The sequence below is a fragment of the Pseudomonas sp. Ost2 genome (assembly GCF_018326065.1).
Classification (GTDB): Bacteria; Pseudomonadota; Gammaproteobacteria; order Pseudomonadales; family Pseudomonadaceae; genus Aquipseudomonas; species Aquipseudomonas gingeri.
In genome coordinates, this window is record NZ_AP021904.1 from 6836153 (window position 1) to 6862245 (window position 26093).

Genomic DNA, 26093 nt, shown 5'->3' on the forward strand with positions numbered 1-26093 from the left:
CACGGTGTTGCCAGACCCATATGGCGCACCCGGCGGTTAACGCCAACCACTGATGCACTTGCGAGGACACTATGGCCCGTTTCGAACTGCAAAAACTCTACATCGACGGCGGTTACACCGACGCCGGCGGCGATGCCACTTTCGATGCCATCAACCCGGCTAACGGTGAAGTTCTCGCCAAAGTGCAACGCGCGACGAAAGAAGACGTCGAACGTGCCGTGGTCAGTGCCGAGAAGGGCCAGAAAGTCTGGGCGGCGATGACCGCCATGGAACGTTCGCGCATCCTGCGTCGCGCCGTGGATATCCTGCGCGAGCGCAACGACGAGCTGGCCGCCCTGGAAACCCTGGACACCGGCAAGGCCTACTCCGAGACCCGCTATGTCGACATCGTCACCGGTGCCGACGTGCTGGAATACTACGCCGGCCTGGTACCCGCCATCGAGGGCGAGCAGATCCCGCTGCGTACCACTTCGTTCGTCTACACCCGTCGCGAGCCGCTGGGCGTGGTTGCCGGTATCGGCGCCTGGAACTACCCGATCCAGATCGCCCTGTGGAAATCCGCGCCAGCCCTGGCGGCCGGCAACGCGATGATCTTCAAGCCAAGCGAAGTCACCTCGCTGACCACCCTGAAACTGGCCGAGATCTATACCGAAGCCGGCGTTCCGGATGGTGTGTTCAACGTCCTCACCGGCAGCGGCCGTGAAGTCGGCACCTGGCTGACCGAGCACCCGCGCATCGAAAAAGTTTCCTTCACCGGCGGCACCGACACCGGCAAGAAGGTCATGGCCAGCGCTTCCAGCTCGTCGCTCAAAGACGTGACCATGGAACTGGGCGGCAAGTCGCCGCTGATCATTTTCGACGACGCCGACCTTGATCGCGCCGCCGACACCGCGATGATGGCCAACTTCTACAGCTCCGGCCAGGTCTGCACCAACGGCACCCGCGTGTTCGTGCCGAGCCACCTGAAAGCCGCGTTCGAAGCCAAGATCGCCGAGCGTGTCGCGCGTATCCGCGTCGGCAACCCGGAAGACGAGAACACCAACTTCGGTCCGCTGGTCAGCTTCGCCCACATGGAAAGCGTGCTGGGCTACATCGCCAAGGGCAAGGAAGAAGGCGCCCGCCTGCTGTGCGGTGGCGAACGCCTGACCGCCGGCGAGTTCGCCAAGGGTGCCTACGTGGCTCCGACCGTGTTCACCGACTGCACCGACGAGATGACCATCGTGCGCGAAGAAATCTTCGGCCCGGTGATGAGCATCCTCAGCTACGAGACCGAGGAAGAAGTGATCCGCCGCGCCAACGACACCGACTTCGGCCTGGCCGCCGGTGTGGTGACCCGGGACCTGAACCGCGCCCACCGCGTGATTCATCAACTGGAAGCCGGGATCTGCTGGATCAATGCCTGGGGCGAGTCCGACGCGAAGATGCCGGTCGGCGGCTACAAGCAATCGGGTGTCGGCCGTGAAAACGGTATCAGCTCGCTGAACAACTTCACCCGGATCAAATCGGTACAGGTCGAGCTGGGCGATTACGCCTCGGTGTTCTAAGACCCGAGTCTTGTATTGCCCGCGCGGCCGTCTTCGCGGGCAAGCCCGCTCCTACAGGCTTGGTGTCGTTCGCCAAGCCGGCGGTTACCCCGCCCTTGCAGGAGCCGGCTTGCAGGCGATCGAGTGCGAAACACTCGTCAGGCCCGACCTGACCACATCTGAAGAGGGTGCATTCAATGTCCCAAGAATACGATTACATCATCATCGGCGCCGGCTCGGCCGGTAACACCCTGGCCACCCGCCTGACCGAAGACGAAGGCGTCACCGTCCTGCTGCTGGAAGCCGGCGGCCCCGACTACCGTTTCGACTTCCGTACCCAGATGCCCGCCGCCCTGGCGTTCCCGCTGCAGGGCCGCCGCTACAACTGGGCCTACGAGACCGATCCGGAGCCGCATATGGACGGCCGACGCATGGAGTGCGGTCGCGGCAAGGGCCTCGGCGGTTCCTCGCTGATCAACGGCATGTGCTACATCCGCGGCAACGCCATGGACTACGACGGCTGGGCCAAGCTGCCAGGCCTGGAAGACTGGAGCTACCTGGACTGCCTGCCGTATTTCCGCAAGGCGGAAACCCGTGACATCGGCCCCAACGACTACCACGGCGGCGAAGGTCCGGTCAGCGTGACCACGCCCAAGGCCGGCAACAACCCGCTGTTCCACGCCATGGTCGAGGCCGGCGTGCAGGCCGGTTACCCGCGCACCGAAGACCTGAACGGCTACCAGCAGGAAGGTTTCGGCCCGATGGACCGTACCGTGACGCCCAACGGCCGTCGCTCCAGCACCGCCCGCGGTTACCTGGACACCGCCAAGAAGCGCTCGACCCTGACCATCGTCACCCACGCCCTGACCGACAGGATCCTCTTCGAGGGCAAACGCGCGGTGGGCGTGCAGTATCTGCTGGGCAGCGCCGAAGAGCGCGTCGAAGCCCGTGCGCGCAAGGAAGTCATCGTCAGCAGCGGCGCGATCGCCTCGCCACAGTTGCTGCAACGCTCCGGCGTCGGCCCGCGCCAGTTGCTGGAAAGCCTGGATATCCCGGTGGTCCACGACCTGCCGGGCGTCGGTGAGAACCTCCAGGACCACCTGGAGCTGTACCTGCAGTACGCCTGCACCCAGCCGGTCTCGCTGTACCCCTCGCTGCTGTGGTGGAACCAGCCGGCCATCGGTGCCGAGTGGCTGTTCAACGGCACCGGTATCGGCGCCAGCAACCAGTTCGAGGCCGGTGGTTTCATCCGCACCCGTCCGGAATTCGAATGGCCGAACATCCAGTATCACTTCCTGCCGGTGGCGATCAATTACAACGGCAGCAACGGCGTCAAGGAACACGGCTTCCAGGCCCACATGGGCTCCATGCGTTCGCCGAGCCGCGGTCGTGTGCAGGCCAAGTCCAGGGACCCGCGCCAGCACCCGAGCATCCTGTTCAACTACATGGCGACCGAACAGGACTGGCAGGAATTCCGCGACGGCATCCGCCTGACCCGGGAAATCATGCAGCAGCCGGCCCTGGACGCTTACCGTGGCCGCGAAATCAGCCCGGGCATCGAGGTGCAGACCGACGAGCAACTGGACAAGTTTGTCCGTGAGCACGCCGAGACCGCGTTCCACCCGTCCTGCTCGTGCAAGATGGGCACCGACGAGATGGCCGTGGTCGACAGCCAGGGTCGCGTGCATGGCATGCAGGGCCTGCGGGTGGTCGACGCGTCGATCATGCCGATCATCACCACCGGCAACCTGAACGCACCGACGATCATGATCGCCGAGAAAATCGCCGACAAGATCCGTGGCCGCCAGCCGCTGCCGCGCAGCAAGGCCGACTACTACGTGGCCGGTGACACGCCTGTGCGTGGCAAGCCGGTGCGCGAAGTGAGCCGTACCGCGCAGTAACTGCTGACACAGTCCCTTGTGGAAGCCGGCTTGCCGGCGATGAGGCCAGCCAGTCTTGCATCGACTGGCCGGCCGCCATCGCCAGCAAGCCGGCTGCCACGCTGCCAACCCCGGCAACACAAATCTCCCACCACACAACGTAAACAGTCCCTACACCGCCCCACCCTTGCTCCTCCCCCCCGCGCAGGCCTAATCTATTGGCGCGCAAACGTTTCACCCCGCCCCAATCGACACGCCGCCACATTGCTGGCCACGAGGCTTTCCCATGTTTGATGTCGTCTCTTCGAGCAAATGGCCTACCGGCTACCTGATCAATCCGAATCCTGAACCGCTCGATCCAAAATGGCTGAAGGAATTCAGCAAGATCCCCGCCGCCGCCGTGAGCGACTGCCTGGGACGCAACGTCGGTGGCCTGGGCCTCAAGCCATTCCATGGCAACGCCCCGATGCTGGGCAACGCCTTGACCGTGCGCGTGCGCCCGGGTGACAACCTGATGATCCTCAAGGCCATGCAGATGGCCCGTCCGGGCGATGTGCTGGTGATCGACGGCAGCGCCGACCTGACCCGCGCCGTGTTCGGCGGCATCATGCGCGCCATGGCCCTCAAGGCCGGGATCGTCGGCGTGGTGATCAACGGCGCCCTGCGCGACCTCGACGAGTGGCAGACCGGCGAGCTGCCGGCCTATGCCATCGGCGGCGTGCACCGTGGTCCGAGCACCGACGGTGGCGGCGAAATCAACGTGCCGATCTCCTGCGCGGGCATGCTGGTGACCCCGGGCGACCTGATGATCGGCGACGGTGACGGCGTGGTCGCCGCGGCCCGCAGCGAATTGCCGGAACTGCTGATCCGCTGCCATGACCTGCTGGCGCGGGAAAAGGCCACCCTGGCGGCTATCGAAGCCGGCACCCTGGACCCGGACCGTTTCGACGCGATCCTGCGCGCCAAGGGTTGCCCGCTGTAAGCCCTTTCGCCGGTACGCCGCTGCCTGCTGTCTGCGGGAGCCGGCTTGCTGGCGATGGCGATGCCAACCGCGCCCACAGGATAGGGGCTCACCACGGAACATCGCCAGCCCCGGACCTTGTGGGAGCTGGCTTGCCGGCGATAGACGACAACGCGGAATCGCTGAAACACCGCGTCACTCGAATCGCCGGCAAGCCGGCTCCCACAACCGGCAAAATCGCCTTATCCTGACAGACTGGCATCGGGGCCTTTCCTGAAATGCCCCTCGCGGCCACCGCCATCTCCAGGGAGGTTCCCCAATGTTCGACTTCCACCCCCGCCTCAAGCAGCACTTCGCTGCCTTGCGTACGGGCGCTGAATTCTTTTCGCTGCGCTATGTTCGCGAATCCGGCCAGTACCTGTCGGTGCGCAAGAACGTCCCGGAGCCCCCCAGCCTGAGCCGTGACGAAGGCGCAATGCTGACCGTGCGGGTCAACGGTGTCGAAGCCTACGCCTCCACCAACGACCTCTCGCGGCAAGGCCTGCAGGCCGCCCTGCACAGGGCCGAGGAACAGGCCCGGCTGATTGCCGGCCATGCCCTGCTCGACCTGCGCCAGCAAGCCGTCTCCAGCGAACGCGGCGACTACTGCTCGCCACAACTGGAGCAACCCTTTGCCTCGCTGAGCGACTGCTACGCCCTGCTCGCCGCCGAGTCCGCGGCCGTGCCCAGGGACGAGCGCCTGGTGAACTGGGAAGTCAGCCTCGGCGTGACCCATGTCGAGCAGATCTACCTCAACAGCGTCGGGGCCGAGCTGCGCCAGGCGCAACGCTTCGTCTTCCCGGGCCTGAGCGTGACCGCCTTCGACGGCATGGACAGCCAGACCCGTACCCTCGGCCGCGAGAATTTCGGCCAGCAAGGCAGCACCGAAGTGCTCGGCCGCTCCGGGCTGATCGGTGCCGGTGCGCGGATCGCCGACCAGGCCCTGCAACTGCTGCTGGCGCCCAACACCCCGTCGGGCCCGCGCGACCTGCTGCTGACGCCGGACCAGATGATCCTGCAGATCCACGAATCCATCGGCCACCCGCTGGAACTGGACCGGATCCTCGGCGACGAACGCAATTACGCCGGCACCAGCTTCGTCAAGGCCAGTGACTTCGGCCACCTGCAATACGGCTCGCCGCTGCTCAACGTGACCTTCGACCCGGAGATCCCCGAACAGTTGGCCAGCTACGGCCATGACGACGACGGCAGCGCCGCCCACAAGCAGTTCCTGATCCGCGAAGGCCTGTTGCTGCGACCGCTGGGCGGGGCGCTGTCGCAATTCCGCGCCGGTCTCGAAGGTGTCGCCAACAGCCGTGCCTGCAGCTGGAACCGGCCGCCGATCGATCGCATGGCCAACCTGAACATCGAACCGGGCGACCAGTCCTTCGAGCAGTTGGTCGGCGGTATCGAGCGGGGCATCCTGATGTCGACCAACCGTTCCTGGTCCATCGACGATGCCCGCAACAAGTTCCAGTTCGGCTGCGAATGGGGCCAGTTGATCGAGGACGGCGAGCTCAAGGGCGTGGTCAAGAACCCCAACTACCGGGCGATTTCCGCGCAGTTCTGGCGCAACCTCAGTGCGGTCGGCGATGCCAGTACCTTCAAGGTCCTGGGTACGCCGAACTGCGGCAAGGGCGAGCCCAACCAGGTGATTCGCGTCGGGCACGCTTCGCCCGCCTGCGTGTTCAGCCATGTCGACGTATTTGGAGGAGATGCCTGATGGATCAATCACTGAGTCAGGCCGGGCACTTCCAGGCGCTGGTGGATTGGCTGCGCGAGCACCTGCAGGCCACGGAGAAATTCACCCTGGGCTACGCTGCCGAATCTTCGCAGTTCATCCGCTTCAACCACGGCCGTGTACGCCAGGCCGGCCAGGTGCAGCAGGCCAGCCTGAGCTTCAAGCTGATCGATGCGGGACGGCATGCCGACCTGCAGATCACTCTCTCCGGCGAGCTGGAGCTGGATCGCCAGCGCCTGGCCGACGGCCTGCAAAAGCTGCGCGAGACCTTGCCGCTGTTGCCCGCCGATCCGTACCTGCTGCTCAATCACACGGCCTGGCAGAGCCGCAATGTGCAGGACCTGCCGCTGCCGGACACTGCCCGGGTCCTCGAAGAGATCAGCCGCGCCGCGACCGGCCTGGACCTGGTCGGTTTCTATGCCGCCGGGCCCATCAGCCGCGGCTTTGCCAACGCGGACGGGGCATTCGGCTGGCACCAGGCCAATAGCTTCAACTTCGACTGGAGCCTGTTCCACGAAAACGGCCAGGCGGTGAAGGCCAGCTATGCCGGCCATGAATGGGACAGCGACAGCTTCGCCCGGCGCTTCCAGCAAGCCCGCGAACAGCTCGAGTTTCTTGGGCGGCCGTTGCGCACCCTGGCTCCCGGCGAGTACCGCGCCTACCTGGCGCCGGCGGCGCTGGAAGAAATCATGGGCATGCTCTGCTGGGGCGGTTTCTCGGCCCAGGCCATCGCCAGCAAACACAGCCCGCTGCAGAAGCTGTATGCCAGCGAAGCCTCGTTCCACCCGATCGTCTGGTTGAACGAGCAGGTCAGCGGCTCCTTGAGCCCGGCGTTTTCCAACGAAGGTTATCCGCGCAGCGACCTGTCGCTGGTCGCCAAGGGCTCGGCCAACGGCCGCATGATCAATTCTCGCAGTGCCGCCGAATACGGCCTGACCGCCAACGGCGCGGGCGGCGGCGAATACCCCAGTGCCCTGGAGATGAAGGCCGGACGCCTGGCGCAGAAGCAGGTCCTCGAAGAACTCGGCACCGGCCTCTACATCAGCAACCTGTGGTACCTGAACTACTCGGACCAGTCGGCCGGCCGCATGACCGGCATGACCCGCTTCGCCACCTTCTGGGTGGAGAACGGCGAGATCCAGACACCGGTCAGCACCATGCGTTTCGACGACAGCGTCTACAGCCTGCTGGGCACCCAGCTGGAAGCCCTGACCCAGGAGCGTGAGCTGCTGCTGTCGGCCAGCACCTACGATCAGCGGCAGACGGCATCGAGCCTGCTGCCGGGCGCGCTGATCCGCAAGCTGACGCTGACCCTGTAGACGCGAAAAGATCCTTGTGGGAGCCGGCTTGCCGCCGATGAGGCCCTTGGGCCTTGCATCGCCTGGTCAGCCGGCTTCCGCAGGACTGCGGCATCGCCCTGACCTGAAGATCCTCACGCCTATCCGCTCCGACGGTTGCCCCGCCAGACCCGTCGCGTTATACATAGCCCATCGTTCGGCGCAGCATTAAAACGCCAGCACCTCGTTCGAGCCCGGCACCAGAGCCCCAGGCTTCACCCGCGATTTCGTTACTCAATGCCGCGCCTCTTTCAGTCGCCGAAAGTGTTTTGCTGGAGTTTGATATGAATCATGGAAGCTTCGTCATCAATAATCTGTTCAGGCATTTCAACGTCCATGTCCAGCGCATCGGCGAGGATCCGCGCCGCAACACCGTGCTGCTGGTCAACGGCGCCCTGTCCACCACGTCGTCGTTCACCCGCACCAGCAAATGCCTGGCCGAGCATTTCAACGTGCTGCTGTTCGACCTGCCCTTCGCCGGCCGCTCCCAGGCCTACAATCCCGATCCGGGGCTGGTGACCAAGGACGACGAGGTGGAAATGCTCCTGGCGCTGGTGGAGCGCTTCGAGGTCAACCACCTGGTGTCGGCGTCCTGGGGCGGTATCTCCAGCCTGCTGACCCTCGCGCGGAACCCGCCCAGCATCCAGAGCTCGGTGATCATGGCCCTGGCCCCCGACCTCAACCCGCCGATGCTGGCGTACGTCCAGCGGGTACACGAACTGATCCAGGTCGACGACAAGTCCGCCATCGGCCACCTGCTCAACGACACGGTCGGTCATTTCCTCCCGCCCCGCCTGAAGAGCACCAACCACCAGCACCTCAGCACCATGGCCAGCACCGAATACCGCCAGGCACGCTTCCATATCGACCAGGTGCTGCAACTGGGCGACGGCAACTACCTGCGACAGCTGTCCGCGATCCGCACCCCGGTGCACTTCATCAATGGCGCCAAGGATATCTACACCCCCGCCGAAGGTGCCCGACAGTTCCAGCAGCACATCCCCCGGTGCAGTTTTTCGGTGGCCGAGGACACCGGGCACCTGCTCGACCTGGAGTCGCGGGTGGCAGCCGACAATGTTCATCGAGCCCTGCTCGGTTTTCTGCTGTCGAAGGAGCAAATAGAGCGTAGCCGGAGCGCTCAAGCCCAGACCGATCAGGCATAATCGGATCCATAGCCTGCTAACAAAGAGCTGCCCATGCCCAACCGCGCCCCTCTTGATGCAACGACCGCTCGCTGGCTGCCCTGGGTGGTGGCCATCGCCTTCTTCATGCAATCCCTCGACGGGACCATCCTCAACACCGCCCTGCCGTCCATGGCCCTCGACCTGGCGGAAAACCCGCTGCGCATGCAGGGCGTGGTGATTGCCTACATGCTCACCGTGGCATTGCTGATCCCGGCCTCGGGGTGGATTTCCGACCGGTTCGGCACCAAGCGGGTGTTCTTCTGCGCGATCCTGCTGTTCAGCATCGGCTCGCTGCTGTGCGCCCTGTCGAGTTCGCTGAACATGCTGGTGGGTGCGCGGGTGATCCAGGGCCTCGGCGGCTCGCTGATGCTGCCGGTCGGCAGGCTGGTGGTGCTGCGTGCCTATCCGCGCTCGGAACTGGTGCGGATCATGGGTTTCATCACTATCCCCGGCCTGCTCGGGCCGCTGATCGGCCCGACCATGGGCGGCTGGATGGTGCAGTTTCTGACCTGGCACTGGATCTTCCTGATCAACCTGCCGGTGGGCCTGGTCGGTTGTTATGCCGTGTGGAAATTCATCCCCGACCTGCGCGGCAGCGAGCGTACGCGCTTCGACGGCATCGGCTTCCTGCTGTTCGGCGCGGCGATGCTGCTGATCACCATCGCCATGGAGGGCCTGGGCGAGCTGCAACTGCCGCACCTGCGGGTGATGTTGCTGCTGTTTGCCGGACTCGCCTGCCTGGCCGCCTACTGGCTGCGCGCCGGGCATATCGACAATCCGTTGTTCGCACCCTCGCTGTTCAAGACCCGGACGTTCGCCGTGGGCATCCTCGGCAATCTATTCGCGCGCCTGGGCAGCGGCGCCCTGCCGTTCCTGGTGCCGTTGCTGCTGCAGGTGGCCCTGGGTTACTCGCCGTCCCAGGCCGGGATGAGCATGCTGCCCCTGGCGGCGGCGGCGATGTTCGCCAAGTCGATTGCCCGGCCGCTGATCGAGCGCCTGGGCTACCGCATCGTGCTGACCGGCAACACCCTGGCGCTGGGCATCATGCTCGCGGCCATGGGCCTGGTCACCGAACACACGCCGTATCCGTTGCTGCTGGGCATGCTGGCGATTGCCGGGGCGATCAACTCGCTGCAATTCACCGCGATGAACACCGTGACCCTGATCGACCTCGACGACAAGGCCGCCAGCAGCGGCAACAGCCTGCTGTCGGTGGTCGCGCAATTGTCCCTGAGCCTCGGCGTCGCCTGTGCCGGCGCCCTGCTCGGCGGCTTTACCGCGGCCATCGGCAACGACGGCGTGGACACGGTGCTCGGTGCCTTCCAGCTGACCTTCCTGACCGTGGGCATCATGGCGATGCTGGCGGCGGCGATCTTCCTGCAACTGTCGCCCCAGGACGGGCGGCGGACCCGGGAAGTCCAGGAACAGCATATCGAGCACTAAGTGCTCCCCCTGTGGGAGCCGGCTTGCTGGCGATGAACGCTGACGCGGTGTGTCTGATAGACCGCGTCGCCTGAATCGCCAGCAAGCCAGCTCCTACAGTTCAAGGCTCGCGCCTGAAAAGACAGCACTGCCAGTATTTGGCTACTTTTCGTCCAGAATTTGCAGCGTCGCCAGCCGGGGCTGATACACTGCGCGACATTTTGTTTTGCAGGCCAGTCCCGTGACCACCATCGCCACCGCTTTTAACTCCTTGCCCCTGTCCGCCGCCATGCTGGCTAACCTCGACTCCCTCGGTTATGCCCAGATGACGCCGATCCAGGCGCAGAGCTTGCCGGTGATTCTCAAGGGCATGGACCTGATCGCCCAGGCCAAGACCGGCAGCGGCAAGACCGCCGCCTTCGGCATCGGCCTGCTGAACCCGATCAACCCGCGCTTCTACGGTTGCCAGGCGCTGGTGATCTGTCCGACCCGCGAGCTCGCCGACCAGGTTGCCAAGGAAATCCGCCGCCTGGCCCGCGCCGAAGACAATATCAAGGTGCTGACCCTCTGCGGCGGCGTGGCCCTGGGCCCGCAGATCGCCTCCCTGGAACACGGCACGCACATCATCGTCGGCACTCCGGGGCGCATCCAGCAACACCTGCGCAAGGGTTCGCTGGTCCTGCACGGCCTCAACACCCTGGTGCTCGACGAAGCCGACCGCATGCTCGACATGGGTTTCTACGACGCCATCGAGGAAATCATCGCCCAGCTCCCCGAGCGCCGACAGACCCTGCTGTTTTCCGCCACCTACCCGGTGAGCATCAAGCAACTGGCGTCCAAGTTCATGCGCAACCCACAGCAGGTCAAGGCCGAGGCGATGCACGCCGACAGCCAGATCGAGCAGCGCTTCTACGAGATTTCCCCGGAAGAGCGCATGGAGGCGGTGGTCAAGGTACTCAACCATTTCCGTCCGACGTCCTGCGTCGCGTTCTGCTTCACCAAGCAGCAGGTCCAGGAAACCGTCGACGCCCTGGCCGCCAAGGGCATGTCCGCCGTCGCCCTGCACGGCGACCTGGAACAGCGCGACCGTGACCAGGTCCTGGCGATGTTCGCCAACCGCAGCATCTCGGTGCTGGTGGCGACCGATGTCGCGGCGCGCGGCCTGGATATCGATGCCCTGGACATGGTGATCAACGTCGAGCTGGCGCGCGACTCGGAAATGCATATCCACCGCGTCGGCCGCACCGGCCGGGCTGGCGAGACCGGCCTGGCCATCAGCCTGGTAGCGCCTTCCGAGAGCCTGCGCGCGCGGGCCATCGAAGAAGTGCAGAAGTCGCCGTTGAACTGGGACCAGCTCGACAACCTCAAATCCCAGGGCGGCGGTCCGCTGCTGCCGGCCATGAGCACCCTGTGCATTGCCGCCGGCCGCAAGGACAAGGTCCGTCCGGGGGATATCCTCGGCGCCCTGACCGGCGACGCCGGGATTCCTGGCGCCCAGGTCGGCAAGATCGCGATTTTCGACTTCCAGGCCTATGTGGCGGTGGAACGCGGTGTCGCCAAGCAGGCGCTGCAGCGTCTGAACGACGGCAAGATCAAGGGCCGCTCGCTGCGCGTGCGGATTCTCTGATTTCCCATGCTGGATGTGACGCAGAGCGTCACGGGATACATTCCCACGCAGAGCGTGGGAACGATCGTAATATCAAGGGCCAGCTCGGTCCCCACAATGGTCGCGCAAACGCCAGAGTCCTGTAGGAGCCGGCTTGCTGGCGATGAACGATAACGCGGTGTACCTGCAACACCGCGTCGCCGGAATCGCCAGCAAGCCGGCTCCTACAAAAAACCGCGCCCGGCTGAAAAACAAATGAGGACATCGTTGTGCCCGCTACTGAAGTTGTGATCATCGGCGCCGGTGCCGCCGGCCTGATGTGCGCCTTTACCGCCGCCGCCCGCGGACGCCAGGTGATGCTGATCGACCATGCCAACAAGGCCGGGAAGAAAATCCTGATGTCCGGTGGCGGTCGCTGCAACTTCACCAACATGTACAGCGAACCCGGCAATTTCCTCTCGCAGAACCCGCACTTCTGCAAGTCGGCCCTGGCCCGCTACACCCAGTGGGATTTCATCGCGATGGTGGCCAGGCACGGCGTGCCCTATCACGAGAAAAAACTCGGCCAGCTGTTCTGCGACAACAAGTCCAGCGACATCCTCGGCATGCTCCTGGACGAATGCGACCAGGCCGGCGTCAGCCTGCACCTGGACACCGCAATCCAGCACATCGAGAAACTCGAAAGCGGCTACCTGCTGCAAACCACCCTCGGCCAGGTCACCTGCCAGTCCCTGGTGATCGCCACCGGCGGCCTGTCGATCCCGACCCTCGGCGCCACCGGGTTCGGCTACCAGGTGGCCAGGCAGTTCGGCCACCAGGTGTTACCGACCCGCGCCGGCCTGGTACCGTTCACCATTACCGATCAACTCAAGGAATTGTGCGGCGAGTTGTCCGGGACCTCGGTGGATTGCCTGGTGAGCTGCAACGACCAGGGCTTCCGGGAAAATATCCTGTTCACCCACCGCGGCCTCAGTGGTCCGGCGATCCTGCAGATTTCCTCGTTCTGGCAATCCGGCGACACCGTGCACATCAACCTGCTGCCCGATCACGACGCGCTGGACTGGCTGCAACAGCAGCAGGCCGAACGGCCCAACAGCGAGCTGAAAACCCTGCTCGGCGAACTGTTCACCAAGAAGATGGCCAACCTGCTGGCCGAGCACTGGTTCGTCTCCAAGCCCATGAAACAGTACACCCCGGCGGAACTGGCCGAGGTCGCGGGCAAGCTCGGCGACTGGCAGGTGGTCCCCGCCGGCACCGAAGGCTATCGCACCGCCGAAGTCACCCTCGGTGGCGTCGATACCCGCGAAGTCTCGTCGAAGACCATGGAGTCGCTGAAAAGCCCCGGCCTGTACTTTATCGGCGAAGTGCTGGACGTCAGCGGCCATCTCGGCGGCTTCAACTTCCAGTGGGCCTGGGCTTCAGGGTACGCGGCGGCGCAATTCGCCTGACCTTTGCGCGCGTTTCGGATACACCGCGTTATCGTTCATCGCCAGCAAGCCGGCTCCCACAGGTTCGGTGTCGATTGCAGGCTGTGTGCACAGCGCGGACTATTGTGGGGGCTGGCAAGTCGGCTCCCACAGATTCTGTGCCGATTGCAGGTTGTGTACACAGCGCGGACTATTGTGGGGGCTAGCAAGCCGGCTCCCACAGGTTCGGCGTCGATTGCAGGCTGTGTGCACAACACGGACATTGTGGGGGCTGGCAAGCCGGCTCCCACAGGTTCAGTGTCGATTGCAGGTTGTGTGCACAACACGGACTATTGTGGGAGCCGGCTTGCTGGCGATGACGTCCGCACAGGCGAACACAAGGCACAATGGACTTCCGCAACATTGATTGCGGGCGCATCAACGATCACGGAACAAATTTTGCTGTAGACCGATGTGGCGTCATCACAATGCCGTCCGTCTACCCATCATTCAGATCAACCGCTGGCAGGCTCTCTCACCTTCATGGCATCGACCTCGTTCAACCAGTCCCTGCGCCGTCTCTGGGCGCTGGACAAATTCAGCTATAGCGTTCGGGTGTTCATCGCCCTGACCGGCATCATGACCCTGTGCTGGTTCCAGAACGAAATGAAGTTGCTGATCCCGCTGTTCCTCGGGGTCATCGCCAGCGCCCTGGCCGAGACCGACGACAGTTGGCAGGGCCGTCTCAATGCGCTGGCAGTGACGCTGGTGTGTTTCAGCGTCGCGGCCTTCTCGGTCGAACTGCTGTTCCCCTACCCGGTGGTGTTCGTCGTCGCCATGGCCCTGGCGGCCTTCGGCTTGACCATGCTCGGAGCCCTGGGCGAACGCTACGGGGCGATTGCCTCGGCAACCCTGATTCTTTCGGTCTACACCATGATCGGCGTGGACCAGCGCGGCGGCGAAGTCAGCGATCTCTGGCACGAGCCCCTGCTGCTGGTGGCCGGGGCCGGCTGGTACGGCGTGCTCTCGGTGCTGTGGCAAGCGCTGTTTTCCAACCAGCCGGTGCAGCAGAGCCTGGCGAAGCTGTTCCGTGAGCTGGGCCTCTACCTCAAGCTCAAGTCGTCGCTGTTCGAACCGATCCGGCAGATGGACGTCGAGGCCCGGCGCCTGGAACTGGCCCGGCAGAACGGCAAGGTGGTCGCGGCGCTGAACACCGCCAAGGAAATCATCCTGCACCGGGTCGGCAACGGTCGACCGGGGTCGAAGGTCAGCCGCTACCTGAAGCTGTATTTCCTCGCCCAGGATATCCACGAACGCGCCAGTTCTTCGCACTATCCATACAACGCCCTGGCCGAGGCCTTTTTCCACAGCGATGTGCTGTTCCGCTGCCAGCGCCTGTTGCGCCAGCAGGGCAAGGCCTGCCGGGCACTCGCGGAGTCGATCCAGCTGCGCCAGCCGTTCGTCTATGACGCCAGCTTCGCCGAGGCCCTGGGCGACCTGCACGCCTCGATGGAACACCTGCGCATCCAGAGCAATCCGGCCTGGCGCGGCCTGTTGCGTTCGCTGCGGGCCCTGGCCGCCAACCTCAGCACCCTGGACCGTCTGCTCAGCGACGCCAGCAACCCCGACAGCCTGGCCGACGCCACCGACAGCAGCCTGCTGGACCGCTCGCCGCGCAACTTCAAGGATGTGCTGACACGCCTGCGTACCCAGCTGACCCCGACCTCGCTGCTGTTCCGCCACGCCCTGCGCCTGCCGCTGGCCTTGAGCGTCGGCTATGGCATGGTGCACCTGGTGCATCCGTCCCAGGGCTACTGGATCATCCTCACCACGCTGTTCGTCTGCCAGCCGAACTACGGCGCCACACGGCGCAAGCTGGGCCAGCGGATCATCGGCACGGCCATCGGCCTGACCGCCGCCTGGGCGCTGTTCGACCTGTTCCCGAGCCCGTTGATCCAGGCCATGTTCACCATCGTCGCGGGGGTGACCTTCTTTATCAACCGCACCACCCGCTACACCCTGGCGACCGCCGCCATGACCCTGACGGTGCTGTTCTGCTTCAACCAGGTGGGTGACGGCTACGGCCTGTTCCTGCCACGCCTGATGGATACCCTGCTCGGCGCCCTGATCGCCGGCCTGGCGGTCTTCCTGTTCCTGCCGGACTGGCAGGGGCGGCGCCTGAACAAGGTGCTGGCCAACACCCTGAGCTGCAACAGCCTGTACCTGCGCCAGATCATGCAGCAGTACGCCCACGGCAAGAGCGACGACCTGGCCTACCGCCTGGCCCGGCGCAACGCACACAACGCCGACGCAGCGCTGTCGACCACCCTGGCGAACATGTTGATGGAGCCGGGGCATTTCCGTAAGGAAGCCGACGTGGGTTTCCGTTTCCTGGTGCTCTCGCACACCTTGCTCAGCTACCTCTCGGGGCTGGGGGCGCATCGGGAAAACCAGCTGCCGACTGAAGTCCGCGAGCATCTGATCAACGGTGCCGGGGCGACCCTCGCCGCCAGCATCGAGCAGATTGCCATCGGGCTGGCGAACAAGACGCCCATCGAGATCCAGAGCGATACCGAGGAAGCCCTGGCGAACGAACTGGAGCAGATGCCGGACGAGACCGACGAGATACAGCGCCTGGTGCAGACGCAACTGGCATTGATCTGTCGCCAGTTGGGGCCGTTGCGCACGCTGGCGGCGCACCTGATCAAGGGCCCGGAAGAAAACACCGAATCTTGAAAACGCCCCGCTCCCCTGCAGGAGCTGGCTTGTCGGGACGCCGCATCGCAGCGATGAGGCCCTCAAGACCGCCAAAAGCTTCGCTGGCAAGCCGGCTCCTGCAAGGTTTCGCGAAGGTGGTTACATCCCATGCAGCTTGAGCAGGCGCTCGTAACTGCCGTCCGCCTTCATCGCGGCGATCTCGCGGTCGAAACCGGCGACGATCCGTTCATGCTCCGGGTTCTTCAGGCTGACCAGGATATGCAGGCTGTTCTCGCTCAACGGCTTGGGCAGGAACTCCACCGCATTGCGCACCCGCGGCGTTTCGCTTTTCAGGTAGTAACGCGCCACATACTCGTCTTCCAGGGTCAGCTTCACCCGGTCCGCCGCCAGCATGCGCACGGCCATGGCGAAGTTGTGCACCGGGACCTTCTGCAACTGGGCGTCCGCCTCGAAGTCGGCGGAATAGGCGTAGTCGCGCACCACGGCAATCGGAAAGTCATGCAGCTGCGGCAAGGTGTCGTAGGTGATCGGTGAATCCTTGCGCTTGAGAAAACGCACGCGGTTGAGCAGGTACTCGTCGGAGAACTGCCCCAGCAAGGTCCTGTCCTTGGTGTACCAGGCATTGATCAGCACGTCATAGCGCCCTTCGCCGACCCCTTTCAGGGCGCGCGCCCAGGGCACCTGCTCGAAGTCGCTGGCATAACCGGCACGGGCCAGGGCCGTGCTGACGATATCGGTCGCCAGGCCGCCATTGACCAGGGTCGCATCGGTGAACGGCGGCCAGGCGTCGGCTACCAAGCGCAATTTTTCTGCGGTAGCGCTCTGTGCCAGCAGCAGCAATCCAAGCAAAGCAAAAGCTCGATGCAATCGCGACATGCCAAAGATCCTTAGCGGGCGGGTCTGCCCTGCAGAGTGAACCGAAGCCCAGGGGCCGGGCGAAAGCAAGTGGCCATCTCCCAGCTCCTAACATTAGCTCATTGGCGCCGTGGCAAACGCCCTGCAAAGCAGATTACACAAAGATGACGAGGCCGAGCAAAATGAATGATGGCAACTAGCCTTCGTTCACAAAAAATTACCCGACTGGCGATCCACGCAAAGCCGGGAGTCGCGGTTGGCTCGGCGAGGCAACCCGCTTAGTATCGGTAGCGGATATCTGAATCAGGATGAGGCACATGACAATCGACTGGATCTGCAAACATCACAGCGACCTGGGCAAGGAGCAGCTCTACACCATCCTGCAACTGCGTACCGAGGTCTTCGTGGTCGAGCAGAAATGCCCCTACCAGGAAGTCGACGGCCGCGACCTGGAAGGCGACACCTGTCATCTGATGGGTTGGCGCGACGACCGGCTGGCCGCCTACCTGCGCCTGCTCGACCCGGTATCGCAGGGCGGTGACGTGGTGATCGGGCGGGTAGTGATTGCACCGGAGGCGCGCGGCCTCGGGCTGGGCCACGAGTTGATGGCGCAGGCACTCAGGCACGCCGAAAAGCTGTGGCCGGAACAGCCGATCTACCTCTCGGCCCAGGCGCATCTGCAGGGCTACTACGGACGCTACGGCTTCGAGGCCGTGGGCGAGGCGTATCTGGAGGATGACATCCCGCACATCGGCATGCGCAAGGCCTGAAACCGATCAGGGATAGCCCAGCACCTGCCTGATCGATGCCAGGTTGCGCTCGATCCAGGTCTTGTCGATCGCCCCCCAGCCATGGATCCGGTAGTGCCCGGCATGGTTGCGGGCGCCTTCCTCCTGCTCGAACTCGCAGAGGATATCCAGGTCGGCCAGGGCCACGATGGTGTCCTGGGCGGTGCGTCGCGGCATGCCGGTCGCCTCGGTCAGCGCCGGGACGCTGCTGGCCACCCCGCTGTCGATCAGCCAGGCCACATACAGGCGGCGATAGAAACTGCTCTTGGTCTTGCTGACGTCCATCCGAAATTCCTTGTCGCTCGCTTAATCGGCCACGGCGGCCTTGCCCTGCATGTCCCGCCAGGTCAGATAGACCCGCAGGTCGAATTCCAACTGGTGATACCCCGGCTGCATGTATTCGCACAGCTGGTAGAACGCCTTGTTGTGATCGCTTTCCTTGAGGTGTGCCAGTTCGTGCACCACGATCATCCGGAGAAACTCCGGTGCCGCCTCCTTGAACAGCGAGGCGATGCGAATCTCCTTCTTGGCCTTGAGCTTGCCGCCCTGCACCCGCGAGATCGCGGTATGCAGGCCAAGGGCGCGATGGGTCAGGTCCAGGCGATTATCGAACAGTACCTTGTCGATGGCCGGGGCATTGCGCAGGTGCTCCTGCTTCAGGGCCAGGGCATAGCCGTACAGCGCCTTGTCGCTCTGCACGCCATGTCGCCCGGGATAGCGCTGGTTCAGGTAGGTGCCCAGCTGGTCCCCGGCAATCATCTGGCGCACCTGGTCCTGCAAGGACGTGGGATAGGCCTGAAGGTATTTCAGCGCAGTCATGGAAGGCCGTTACGTACATCGAAGAAGGTCACCAGTGTAGCGAATTCAACCCGTCAGTGCGCTCCAGTCGAATGTCGGGCCGAAGCCGGTGGCATCCCTGGCGGTCAGCGGACGGGCCACCAGGAAGCCCTGGATAAAGGGACAGCCATTGGCCTTGAGCCACTGCGACTGCTCCAGGGTCTCCACCCCTTCGGCGATCACCAGCAGGCCGAACTGCTGGCAGAGCTCGATCACGCTGCGCGCCAGCGCCGCGTCCCGCGGCGAATCGAGAATCTTGGCGATCAGGTGACGGTCGAGCTTGAGGGTGTCCAACTCAAGGTCGCGCAGGTGGTTCAGCGAACAATGACCGGAGCCGAAGTCATCCAGGGCGACCCGCATGCCCAGTGCGCGAACGCGCCGCAGCTGTTTGCACGAGGCCTCGAAATCGTGCATCAGCGCCGCCTCGGTGACCTCGACCTCCAACTGGCTGGGGCGCAGGTCGTGACGTTCGATCACCTCCTGCAACTCGTCGACCAGGTTCGGCATGCAGAACTGGGTGGAACTCAGGCTGACACTGAGCACCAGTTCATCGGCGAACACACCATTCCAGGCATGGCGCTGGGTCGCCGCCTGGCGATAGATCCAGCTGCCCAGGCGGCTGATCAGGCGGACTTCTTCCAGCAGCGGCAGGAACAGCCCCGGCGGCACGTCACCGACACTGGGATGGTGCCAGCGCAACAAGGCCTCGAAGCCGCGCAGACGACCGTCCGCGAGGGACACCTGGGGCTGATAGACCATCTTGAATTCCTTGCTCTCGATGGCCGAACGGACGCTTTCCTCGAGCATCAGCCGCGAGCGGGCCCGCCCGTTCATTTCATGGTCGTAGTAGCGATATTGCTGGCGCCCGGCGCGCTTGGCCTCGTACATCGCAATGTCCGCGGCCCGCAACAGGCCATCGAGGTTGGCACCGCAATCGGGGTAGGTGGCGATTCCGATGCTGACCCCCAGGGTCATGTCCAGGCCATCGATCTGCTGGCGGATCGACACCCGCTCGATCAGTCTTTCCGCGAGTTTCGCCGCCTGCTCCGGGCGCTCCAGATCGAGCAAGGTGGTGAATTCGTCGCCGCCCATGCGCGCCAGGATATCGAAGGGCTTGAGACAGGCCTTCAACTGCTCCGAGACCCAGCGCAGCACCCGGTCGCCGGCCTCGTGCCCAAGGGAGTCGTTGACCCGCTTGAAGCCGTCGAGGTCGAGATACATCAACACCAGCGACTTGTGGCTGTGATCGCTGCGCAACAGGGTGTTTTCCGCGGTCTGGTAAAAGCCCCGGCGGTTGAGCAGGCCGGTCAGCGGGTCGGTCACCGCCTGGAACTCCAGTTGCTGATGCAGATGGTGCACCACCGACATGTCGAGCACGGTGACCACCATCGCCCGCTGGTCAGACGGCAAAGGCGCGCAGGACATGGCCACCGGCAATGATTCGCCGGCAGTGGTGCGCAGTTGGGCGTCATGCAGGCGATAGATCTCCCCCTTGCGATAACCCTCGTGCAACGGGCAGCCCGGCCAATCGGGAAAGTGTGGGTACTGCAGGAAGTTCAGGAAAGGCATGCCGATCAACAGTTCCAGCGGAGCGTTGAGCAGACGGGAAATCGCCGGGTTGGCAAAACGGATGCTGCCATCGTCATTGACCACCAGAATGCCTTCCGCGGCATTCTCCAGCACCGAGGCATTGAAGGCCCGGGCCGCTTCCAGGTCGCGGGTCAGTTGCTGCAGGGACCGGCGGTTGCGCTGTTGCTCCAGCAACGCCTGGACCTTGGGCTTGAGGATATCCGGGTTGAAGGGCTTGAACAGATAATCCACCGCGCCGCTGGCATAACCCTTGATGACGGCATCCTGGGACTGCTCGTTGGCGGTGAGGAAAATGATCGGGGTCAGGCGCGTACGCTGGCTACCACGCATCAGACGGGCGACTTCGAAGCCGTCCATGCCAGGCATCTGCACATCCAGCAATACCAGGTCGATCTCGTGTTCCAGCAGCAGCGTCAGCGCTTCGATACCGGACGCCGCAGTAACCACCTGCCAGTCCTGCCGTTCCAGTAATGCTCGCATGCTGATCAGGTTTTCAGGATAGTCATCGACCACCAAAAGGACAGAACTGCTTTCACCAGCCTTAAGTTGCGCGCAATCCATGCTGCTTCTCTATGTTCGGGGAACTCCACCGGTGGTCATACGGAAAACCGGACTATGGACAAGGACAACTCTAGTCCGGGTTTGCGCAAAGAGTAGTGACCATTACGCCATCATCCTTGGCGAGCGCCGATATCCCGACTAACGGTCGATGAAACTGATCGCGGCATTCAGCCGGCCGACAGTTGCCCGGCGTCGCCGAGGCTTATAACAGAGGCTCTCAAACCAAACGAGCCAAGACCGTGAGCATGATCGACCTGTCGACCTGGGAACTGACCATCCCCGAGGGCACGCCCGCCACCCGTATCGGTACCCAGGCCCTGGCCCGGGGCTTCAGCGATGAGTATTTCCACGCCGACAGCGGCAGCCTGTTTTTCTGGGCCCCGGTCACCGGTACATTGACGCCCAACACCCACTACCCGCGCACCGAACTCCGCGAGACCAGCGCCGACGGACGACTGCGCAACTGGGCCTATCGCGACGCCGACAACAGCCTGCACGCCAACCTGGCGGTGAACCAGGTGCCTTCCAGCGGCAGTATCGTGATCGGCCAGATCCACGTCGACCACGACAGCAAACCGCTGCTCAAGCTCGAATACCGCTACAAGGCCGCCAGCCATACCGGTTCGATCGTCGCCCAGGTCCGCGCCGACGATCCGCAGGCGAAGAACGGAGCCCTGGTGGTCATCGCCCGCAATGTCCAACTCGACCAGCACTTTTCCTACAACATCCATCTCACGCCCAACGGCACGCTGAGCCTCAGCGCCGCCGACGGACACTGGGAAACCCCTCTCAATCCGGCCTGGGCCAACAAGCAGCTGTACTTCAAGGCCGGGGTTTATGTGCAGGACAACCATGGCGGCGCCAATGAAGGCGGTCGTGCGACCTTCTACGAGCTGGCGATCAAGCACACACCGGCCTGATTCCCCTCGCCCAGCGGTAATAGCACCTTGCCAACCCGACCAACGGCTATCGGCGCAAGCCGAAGCCTGGCGGGGCCTTGTGCATTTCGTCGGCACTTTGACGTCAACCGTTCGCCGGTTTGACGTTAACAAACTATCGTTCAACCCGTATAAAGAGCGCCCAAAGCCCCAGGCTAAAGCAGTTTGTCTGATTTTTACCAGACGACATGCCTATGCCCGTGCGTCGTACGTTTTACACGGGAGACTCCCCCATGATCGACCTGACGACCTGGAACCTCAGCGTGCCTGTCGGCACCCCTCCGGCGACCATCGACACCCCCAAACTGGTAGAGGGTTTCAAGGACCAGTACTTTCATTCAGACACCGGCACCTTATTCTTCTGGTCGCCCGTGACCGGCTCCAAGACCGAGAATGCCATCTACCCCCGCAGCGAGCTGCGCGAGACCTACCCCGACGGACGCCTGCGCAACTGGCTCTACAGTGAAGCCAACAATTACCTGCGCGCGACCCTGGCGGTGAACCAGGTACCGTCGTCGGGCAAGATCGTCATCGGCCAGATCCACGCGTACAACAGCACCCAACCCATGCTCAAGGTCGAATACCAGTACAAGGACTGGCGCAAGACCGGAATCATCGTGGTGAAGATCCGCAACCATCCGGACGACGAAGAGAGCCGGGTCATCCAGATTGCCGACGACGTCCCGCTGGACAAGAGCTTCACCTACGTGATCCACCTGAGCCGCGGCGGCTACCTGAGCGTGCGCGCCGCCGACGCCGCCTGGAACACCCAGATCAGCACCACCTGGCGCGACAAGCCGCTGTATTTCAAGGCCGGGGTCTATGTGCAGGACAACACCGGGTACACCAGTGAAGGCGGGATGGTGACGTTCTACAAGCTGGATATCGATCACGAGAAAGGTTGAGGGCCTGTTCTCCGGCCCCGCCGCCAACGGCCCCGAACTTCAAATCGGGGCGGGAAACGGCAAAGTGCCGGGATAAACGCCCACTGACTACTATCAGAAATGACCGTCCATTAGTCTTTATCAAACTATCGGAGAATTTTGAAATAACCGTTATCCGTTCATGGATAGAACAACGAGGATTTTCGGTATTTTGCAATAGGGTCGATCTGCTCGATCTCATCAAACTTCAACGTTCGGTACAACCCGCTTTCGGCGCAGTAGACAAGCATCCGTGTGCTCCAATCGATACTGCACAGCTCGCCTCGTTCACAAGCGGGCTGATCGCCGGCGACACGCCTTGTCACGTTGATCTTCTGGCGAAACTTGAAGTATCTCAAATAATTCGGATCGCTTTCGTCCTCTTCGCTCATGGCACAGGGCTCCACTATGAATGAGGCTTCATCGTGGAACATTTCGCCATCGTTATACCACTGTCATAATTGACAGTTCTTTATATTATTTATCACTACCTGCCAGCTTACATAATTCTACAGATTCATAAAAAATTATTTTATGCATTAAAGCTCTATTCCCTATTATAAAACGATCTACAAACCTGTCATTTCTGACAGTAGACCGACTTGCGCAATCTGACCAACATCCTCGATAGCGGACCATGAGAGGATTTTTCCTGAAGTTCGGGCCTGCACGGTGCCCTTCGGAACACGTTCCATTCAGTGGGTATCACATGCCCATTGAAACGTTCAAGGAAATAATCATGAAAGAGAAATCCACAGCTCAGCAGGGCGAACCCTCTAAACAAAACGCCCAAAGCGCCCCAGGCCCGGCGCGAAGAATCGAACCTGGCGTCTATAAAATCTATACAGCTCTGCTTTCATTGCCTCAGAAACTGGTTTCCGTCTCTCCAATCGAAAACAGTGACCGATCTCACAACGTATATTTATTTCATGACACTTACGAAGGCGATTCAAAGTGGGAAATTTTTTCAACCCAGCACCACGAGCGGGAATACCATATATCTAACCAGGGCATCCACGCAATACTGCGAGCCCACGACGGCAATGTCCTCACTGTCCCGCGGCCAGACATCGATGGAAAATCAAGCATAGCCTGGTATTTCAGGGACGCTGGCAAAGAAACCGGCATTGATCTTTTCTACCTGGAAAACAAACTCACCAGGAATTTTGCAACCGTGAAAGATCACAGCACGGAAGACAGAACCAATATTATTGAAAGTCCTTATTTCGGAGCGACAAGCCAAAAATTCATACTGGTCAAATTATGAAAAATCCAAAGTTTTCATAAACACGGAAAATTTTACCATCTATCTTCAACCTATATACAAAGACAATTACACCACTACAACCAATTCACTCTACGAGCCAATTAAAACAGAACCATAAAAGACCACCTGCAAACCTGCAATTTGTAACAAAAGGCCGGCCTGCATAACCTGAGCAATATATTCGATAGCGAACCATGAGATAAATTATTTTCTGGAGTTCAGGCCTGCAAGCTACCTTATGGGAAAGCCTCTTTACCCAGCAGGCATCCTAACTCCACTGCGCAACGGCCAAGGACAATACTCATGAAAGATAAATCGACGCCTCATCAGAGCGATTCCTCTGAAAAAAAACCCCGGAGCACCCCAGGTCCGGTGGTAAGAATCGAACCAGGCATCTATAAAATCTACACGGCTCTGCCTTCATCATCCCCGAAATTATTTCAAGTCTCTTCAGTCGAAGACAACGAGGGATCGCAAAACGTCCATCTATCTCGAGACCAGGATTACCCCGAATCGAAGTGGAAAGTCTCTAATACATCAGAAGAACTTTCGTACGTGCTTTTAAACCAAGGATACTTCCGGGCACTCGAGGCCAAAAACGGTGAAATCTTTGCTTCAACGATTCCAGCCAGCAGCTCAAGACCAGGCCACTTATGGCGTTTCAAATACGCAGGCAATGAAGGTGGAATTGATCTTTTTTACCTGGAAAATAAGTACACTAGAAATCTAGCATGCGTGCAAGATCACAGCACTGAGGATAATACCAATATTATCGAATGTTCTTATTCCGGAAGGATGAATCAAAAATTCATATTGGTAAAGTTATAAAACTTCAAAGTTACCGTAGACTGCATGGGCGGTGTGATGAGCCAGGACAACCGCAACCCGCACAGGATCGGCAACACCTGTACATAAATATTGCTTACCAGGCGCATAAAACCCTCCATTAGACTACCGGCCCCTGCTAATGGAGCCATGGATGACAAGCACCCGCCACGCATTGCTCGCAGCCACCCTGGGACTGTCGCTCTCGGGTTGCGGAACGATCAATACCGTCTTTCGCGGTGATGATGTCACCCGCCGCAATCTCAAGGAATGGAACACCCATTGTGCTGCCGTTCCCCGTGTTTACAGCGGAGTGTTTTACAACCTGTGCGTGCTGCATGGTCCATCCCAGGTGGTGGAGCAGGCTCCCGACGCACCGGCCCTTACGCCGTTCCAGTTCGTGGACCTCATACCTTCCGGCATTCTGGATACCCTGGCGCTGCCCTATACCCTTTACCGACAGAGCAGGGATGGCAGTATCGATCTCCCCTGAGAAGCGGTTGAACGCCCATGAAAAAACCGCCTTTCGGCGGTTTTTTTTCAACACGGACGGTCTCAGTTGACCTTGGCGTTCAACTCACCTTTCAGGTAACGCTGGAACATCGCTTCCAGGGAGATCGGCTTGATCTTCGAAGCGTTGCCGGCGGTGCCGAAAGCCTCGTAACGGGCGATGCACACGTCACGCATGGCGGTCACGGTGGCACCGAAGAACTTGCGCGGGTCGAACTCGCTCGGGTTGGTGGCCATCAGGCGACGCATGGCACCGGTGGACGCCAGGCGCAGGTCGGTGTCGATGTTGACCTTGCGCACGCCGTGCTTGATGCCCTCGACGATTTCCTCGACCGGCACGCCATAGGTTTCCTTGATGTCGCCGCCGTACTGGTTGATGATCGCCAGCCACTCCTGCGGCACCGAAGACGAACCGTGCATCACCAGGTGGGTGTTGGGGATGCGCTTGTGGATTTCCTTGACACGGTCGATCGCCAGCACGTCACCGGTAGGCGGCTTGGTGAACTTGTAGGCGCCGTGGCTGGTGCCGATGGCGATGGCCAGGGCGTCGACCTGGGTCTTCTTGACGAAGTCCGCGGCCTCTTCAGGATCGGTCAGCATCTGGCTGTGGTCGAGCACGCCTTCGGCGCCGATGCCGTCTTCTTCACCGGCCATGCCGGTTTCCAGCGACCCCAGGCAACCCAGCTCGCCTTCAACCGAAACGCCACAGGCGTGGGCCATGGCCACGGTCTGTTGGGTAACGCGGACGTTGTACTCGTAGTCGGTCGGGGTCTTGCCGTCTTCGCCGAGGGAGCCGTCCATCATCACCGAGCTGAAACCCAGCTGGATGGAGCGCTGGCAGACGTCCGGGCTGGTGCCGTGGTCCTGGTGCATGCACACCGGGATATGCGGAAACTCTTCGATCGCGGCCAGGATCAGGTGCCGCAGGAACGGTGCGCCAGCGTATTTGCGGGCACCGGCCGAAGCCTGGACGATCACCGGGGAGTCAGTCTTGTCAGCGGCTTCCATGATGGCGCGCATCTGCTCAAGGTTGTTGACGTTGAAAGCTGGAACGCCGTAGCCGTATTCGGCTGCGTGGTCCAGCATCTGGCGCATGCTGATAAGTGCCATTGTGTGTGTCTCTCCCGGACGAGGGTCGTTAATCGTGCAAGCCTGCCGGAGCGGCGGCTGCTATTCAAGTTA

22 protein-coding genes are annotated in these 26093 nt (G+C 62.0%); 16 read left to right on the top strand and 6 right to left on the bottom strand.

Annotation, left to right across the window (positions count from 1 at the left end):
- Positions 1-71 precede the first annotated feature (71 nt).
- The 10 genes from betB to yccS all read left to right on the top strand — a co-directional run bounded on the left by betB (position 72) and on the right by yccS (position 15835).
- Entirely contained in the window at positions 72-1544 is a 1473-nt protein-coding gene (gene betB / locus KI243_RS30350; RefSeq protein WP_017128328.1) for a betaine-aldehyde dehydrogenase, read from the top strand.
- A 176-nt stretch (positions 1545-1720) separates the two neighbouring features.
- The gene (betA, locus tag KI243_RS30355) at positions 1721-3424 is read left to right on the top strand and encodes a choline dehydrogenase (protein ID WP_017128327.1); all 1704 of its coding nucleotides are present in this window, start codon (positions 1721-1723) and stop codon (positions 3422-3424) included.
- A 265-nt stretch (positions 3425-3689) separates the two neighbouring features.
- Entirely contained in the window at positions 3690-4385 is a 696-nt protein-coding gene (locus KI243_RS30360) for an RraA family protein (RefSeq protein ID WP_017128326.1), read from the top strand.
- A 298-nt stretch (positions 4386-4683) separates the two neighbouring features.
- Positions 4684-6126 (top strand): TldD/PmbA family protein, encoded by a 1443-nt coding sequence (locus KI243_RS30365; RefSeq protein ID WP_017128325.1) that lies wholly within the window; start codon positions 4684-4686, stop codon positions 6124-6126.
- Positions 6126-7463, top strand: coding sequence for a TldD/PmbA family protein (locus KI243_RS30370; protein ID WP_212810229.1), 1338 nt, complete (start codon positions 6126-6128; stop codon positions 7461-7463). The genes KI243_RS30365 and KI243_RS30370 overlap by 1 nt, the downstream gene beginning before the upstream one ends.
- 302 nt (positions 7464-7765) lie before the next feature.
- Positions 7766-8644, top strand: a complete 879-nt coding sequence (locus KI243_RS30375) for an alpha/beta hydrolase (protein WP_017128323.1) — start codon at positions 7766-7768, stop codon at positions 8642-8644.
- 33 nt (positions 8645-8677) lie between these two features.
- On the top strand, positions 8678-10108 hold the full coding sequence (gene mdtD, locus KI243_RS30380; protein WP_017128322.1) for a multidrug transporter subunit MdtD: 1431 nt from the start codon (positions 8678-8680) through the stop codon (positions 10106-10108).
- A 268-nt stretch (positions 10109-10376) separates the two neighbouring features.
- On the top strand, positions 10377-11714 hold the full coding sequence (dbpA, locus tag KI243_RS30385; protein ID WP_244861922.1) for an ATP-dependent RNA helicase DbpA: 1338 nt from the start codon (positions 10377-10379) through the stop codon (positions 11712-11714).
- 248 nt (positions 11715-11962) lie between these two features.
- Positions 11963-13141 (top strand): NAD(P)/FAD-dependent oxidoreductase, encoded by a 1179-nt coding sequence (locus KI243_RS30390; protein ID WP_042936364.1) that lies wholly within the window; start codon positions 11963-11965, stop codon positions 13139-13141.
- 501 nt (positions 13142-13642) lie between these two features.
- Positions 13643-15835, top strand: a complete 2193-nt coding sequence (yccS, locus tag KI243_RS30395) for a YccS family putative transporter (RefSeq protein WP_017128320.1) — start codon at positions 13643-13645, stop codon at positions 15833-15835.
- 120 nt (positions 15836-15955) lie between these two features.
- Here yccS and KI243_RS30400 read toward each other — a convergent pair whose 3' ends face one another.
- Positions 15956-16693 (bottom strand): transporter substrate-binding domain-containing protein, encoded by a 738-nt coding sequence (locus KI243_RS30400; protein WP_177084756.1) that lies wholly within the window; start codon positions 16691-16693, stop codon positions 15956-15958.
- Positions 16694-16989: 296 nt separating this feature from the next.
- Between KI243_RS30400 and KI243_RS30405 the strand changes: the two genes are divergently transcribed.
- Positions 16990-17442, top strand: coding sequence for a GNAT family N-acetyltransferase (locus tag KI243_RS30405; RefSeq protein WP_177107828.1), 453 nt, complete (start codon positions 16990-16992; stop codon positions 17440-17442).
- A gap of 6 nt (positions 17443-17448) precedes the next feature.
- Here KI243_RS30405 and KI243_RS30410 read toward each other — a convergent pair whose 3' ends face one another.
- From KI243_RS30410 to KI243_RS30420, 3 genes are read right to left on the bottom strand one after another with little or no spacing between them, the layout of a single operon-like run.
- Entirely contained in the window at positions 17449-17745 is a 297-nt protein-coding gene (locus KI243_RS30410) for a winged helix-turn-helix domain-containing protein (protein ID WP_017128317.1), read from the bottom strand.
- Between the two features lie 21 nt (positions 17746-17766).
- Positions 17767-18279: a M48 family metallopeptidase gene (locus KI243_RS30415; RefSeq protein WP_017128316.1), complete on the bottom strand. Its 513-nt coding sequence runs from the start codon at positions 18277-18279 to the stop codon at positions 17767-17769.
- A gap of 45 nt (positions 18280-18324) precedes the next feature.
- On the bottom strand, positions 18325-20448 hold the full coding sequence (locus KI243_RS30420; RefSeq protein ID WP_212810230.1) for an EAL domain-containing protein: 2124 nt from the start codon (positions 20446-20448) through the stop codon (positions 18325-18327).
- Positions 20449-20693: 245 nt separating this feature from the next.
- Here KI243_RS30420 and KI243_RS30425 point away from each other — a divergent pair, with 245 nt between their 5' ends.
- The gene (locus KI243_RS30425) at positions 20694-21368 is read left to right on the top strand and encodes a polysaccharide lyase family 7 protein (protein ID WP_017128314.1); all 675 of its coding nucleotides are present in this window, start codon (positions 20694-20696) and stop codon (positions 21366-21368) included.
- A 251-nt stretch (positions 21369-21619) separates the two neighbouring features.
- Positions 21620-22291, top strand: coding sequence for a polysaccharide lyase family 7 protein (locus tag KI243_RS30430; protein WP_017128313.1), 672 nt, complete (start codon positions 21620-21622; stop codon positions 22289-22291).
- Positions 22292-22449: 158 nt separating this feature from the next.
- On the opposite strand, the gene KI243_RS30435 is transcribed toward KI243_RS30430, so the two are convergent.
- Positions 22450-22701, bottom strand: a complete 252-nt coding sequence (locus tag KI243_RS30435; RefSeq protein ID WP_042936382.1) for a hypothetical protein — start codon at positions 22699-22701, stop codon at positions 22450-22452.
- 347 nt (positions 22702-23048) lie between these two features.
- Between KI243_RS30435 and KI243_RS30440 the strand changes: the two genes are divergently transcribed.
- The 3 genes from KI243_RS30440 (at position 23049) to KI243_RS30450 (ending at position 24894) form a co-directional block, all read left to right on the top strand.
- Positions 23049-23576 carry an RICIN domain-containing protein gene (locus tag KI243_RS30440; protein WP_017128311.1) on the top strand — a complete coding sequence of 176 codons (528 nt, stop codon included), beginning with the start codon at positions 23049-23051 and terminating at the stop codon, positions 23574-23576.
- Positions 23577-23879: 303 nt separating this feature from the next.
- Complete coding sequence (locus tag KI243_RS30445; protein WP_146049157.1) at positions 23880-24404, top strand: RICIN domain-containing protein; 525 nt, start codon at positions 23880-23882, stop codon at positions 24402-24404.
- Positions 24405-24555: 151 nt separating this feature from the next.
- Positions 24556-24894, top strand: a complete 339-nt coding sequence (locus KI243_RS30450) for a YceK/YidQ family lipoprotein (RefSeq protein ID WP_017128309.1) — start codon at positions 24556-24558, stop codon at positions 24892-24894.
- A 62-nt stretch (positions 24895-24956) separates the two neighbouring features.
- Here KI243_RS30450 and fba read toward each other — a convergent pair whose 3' ends face one another.
- A complete protein-coding gene (gene fba / locus KI243_RS30455) occupies positions 24957-26021 on the bottom strand; it encodes a class II fructose-bisphosphate aldolase (protein ID WP_212810231.1) in 1065 nt (354 codons plus the stop codon).
- Positions 26022-26093 lie beyond the last annotated feature (72 nt).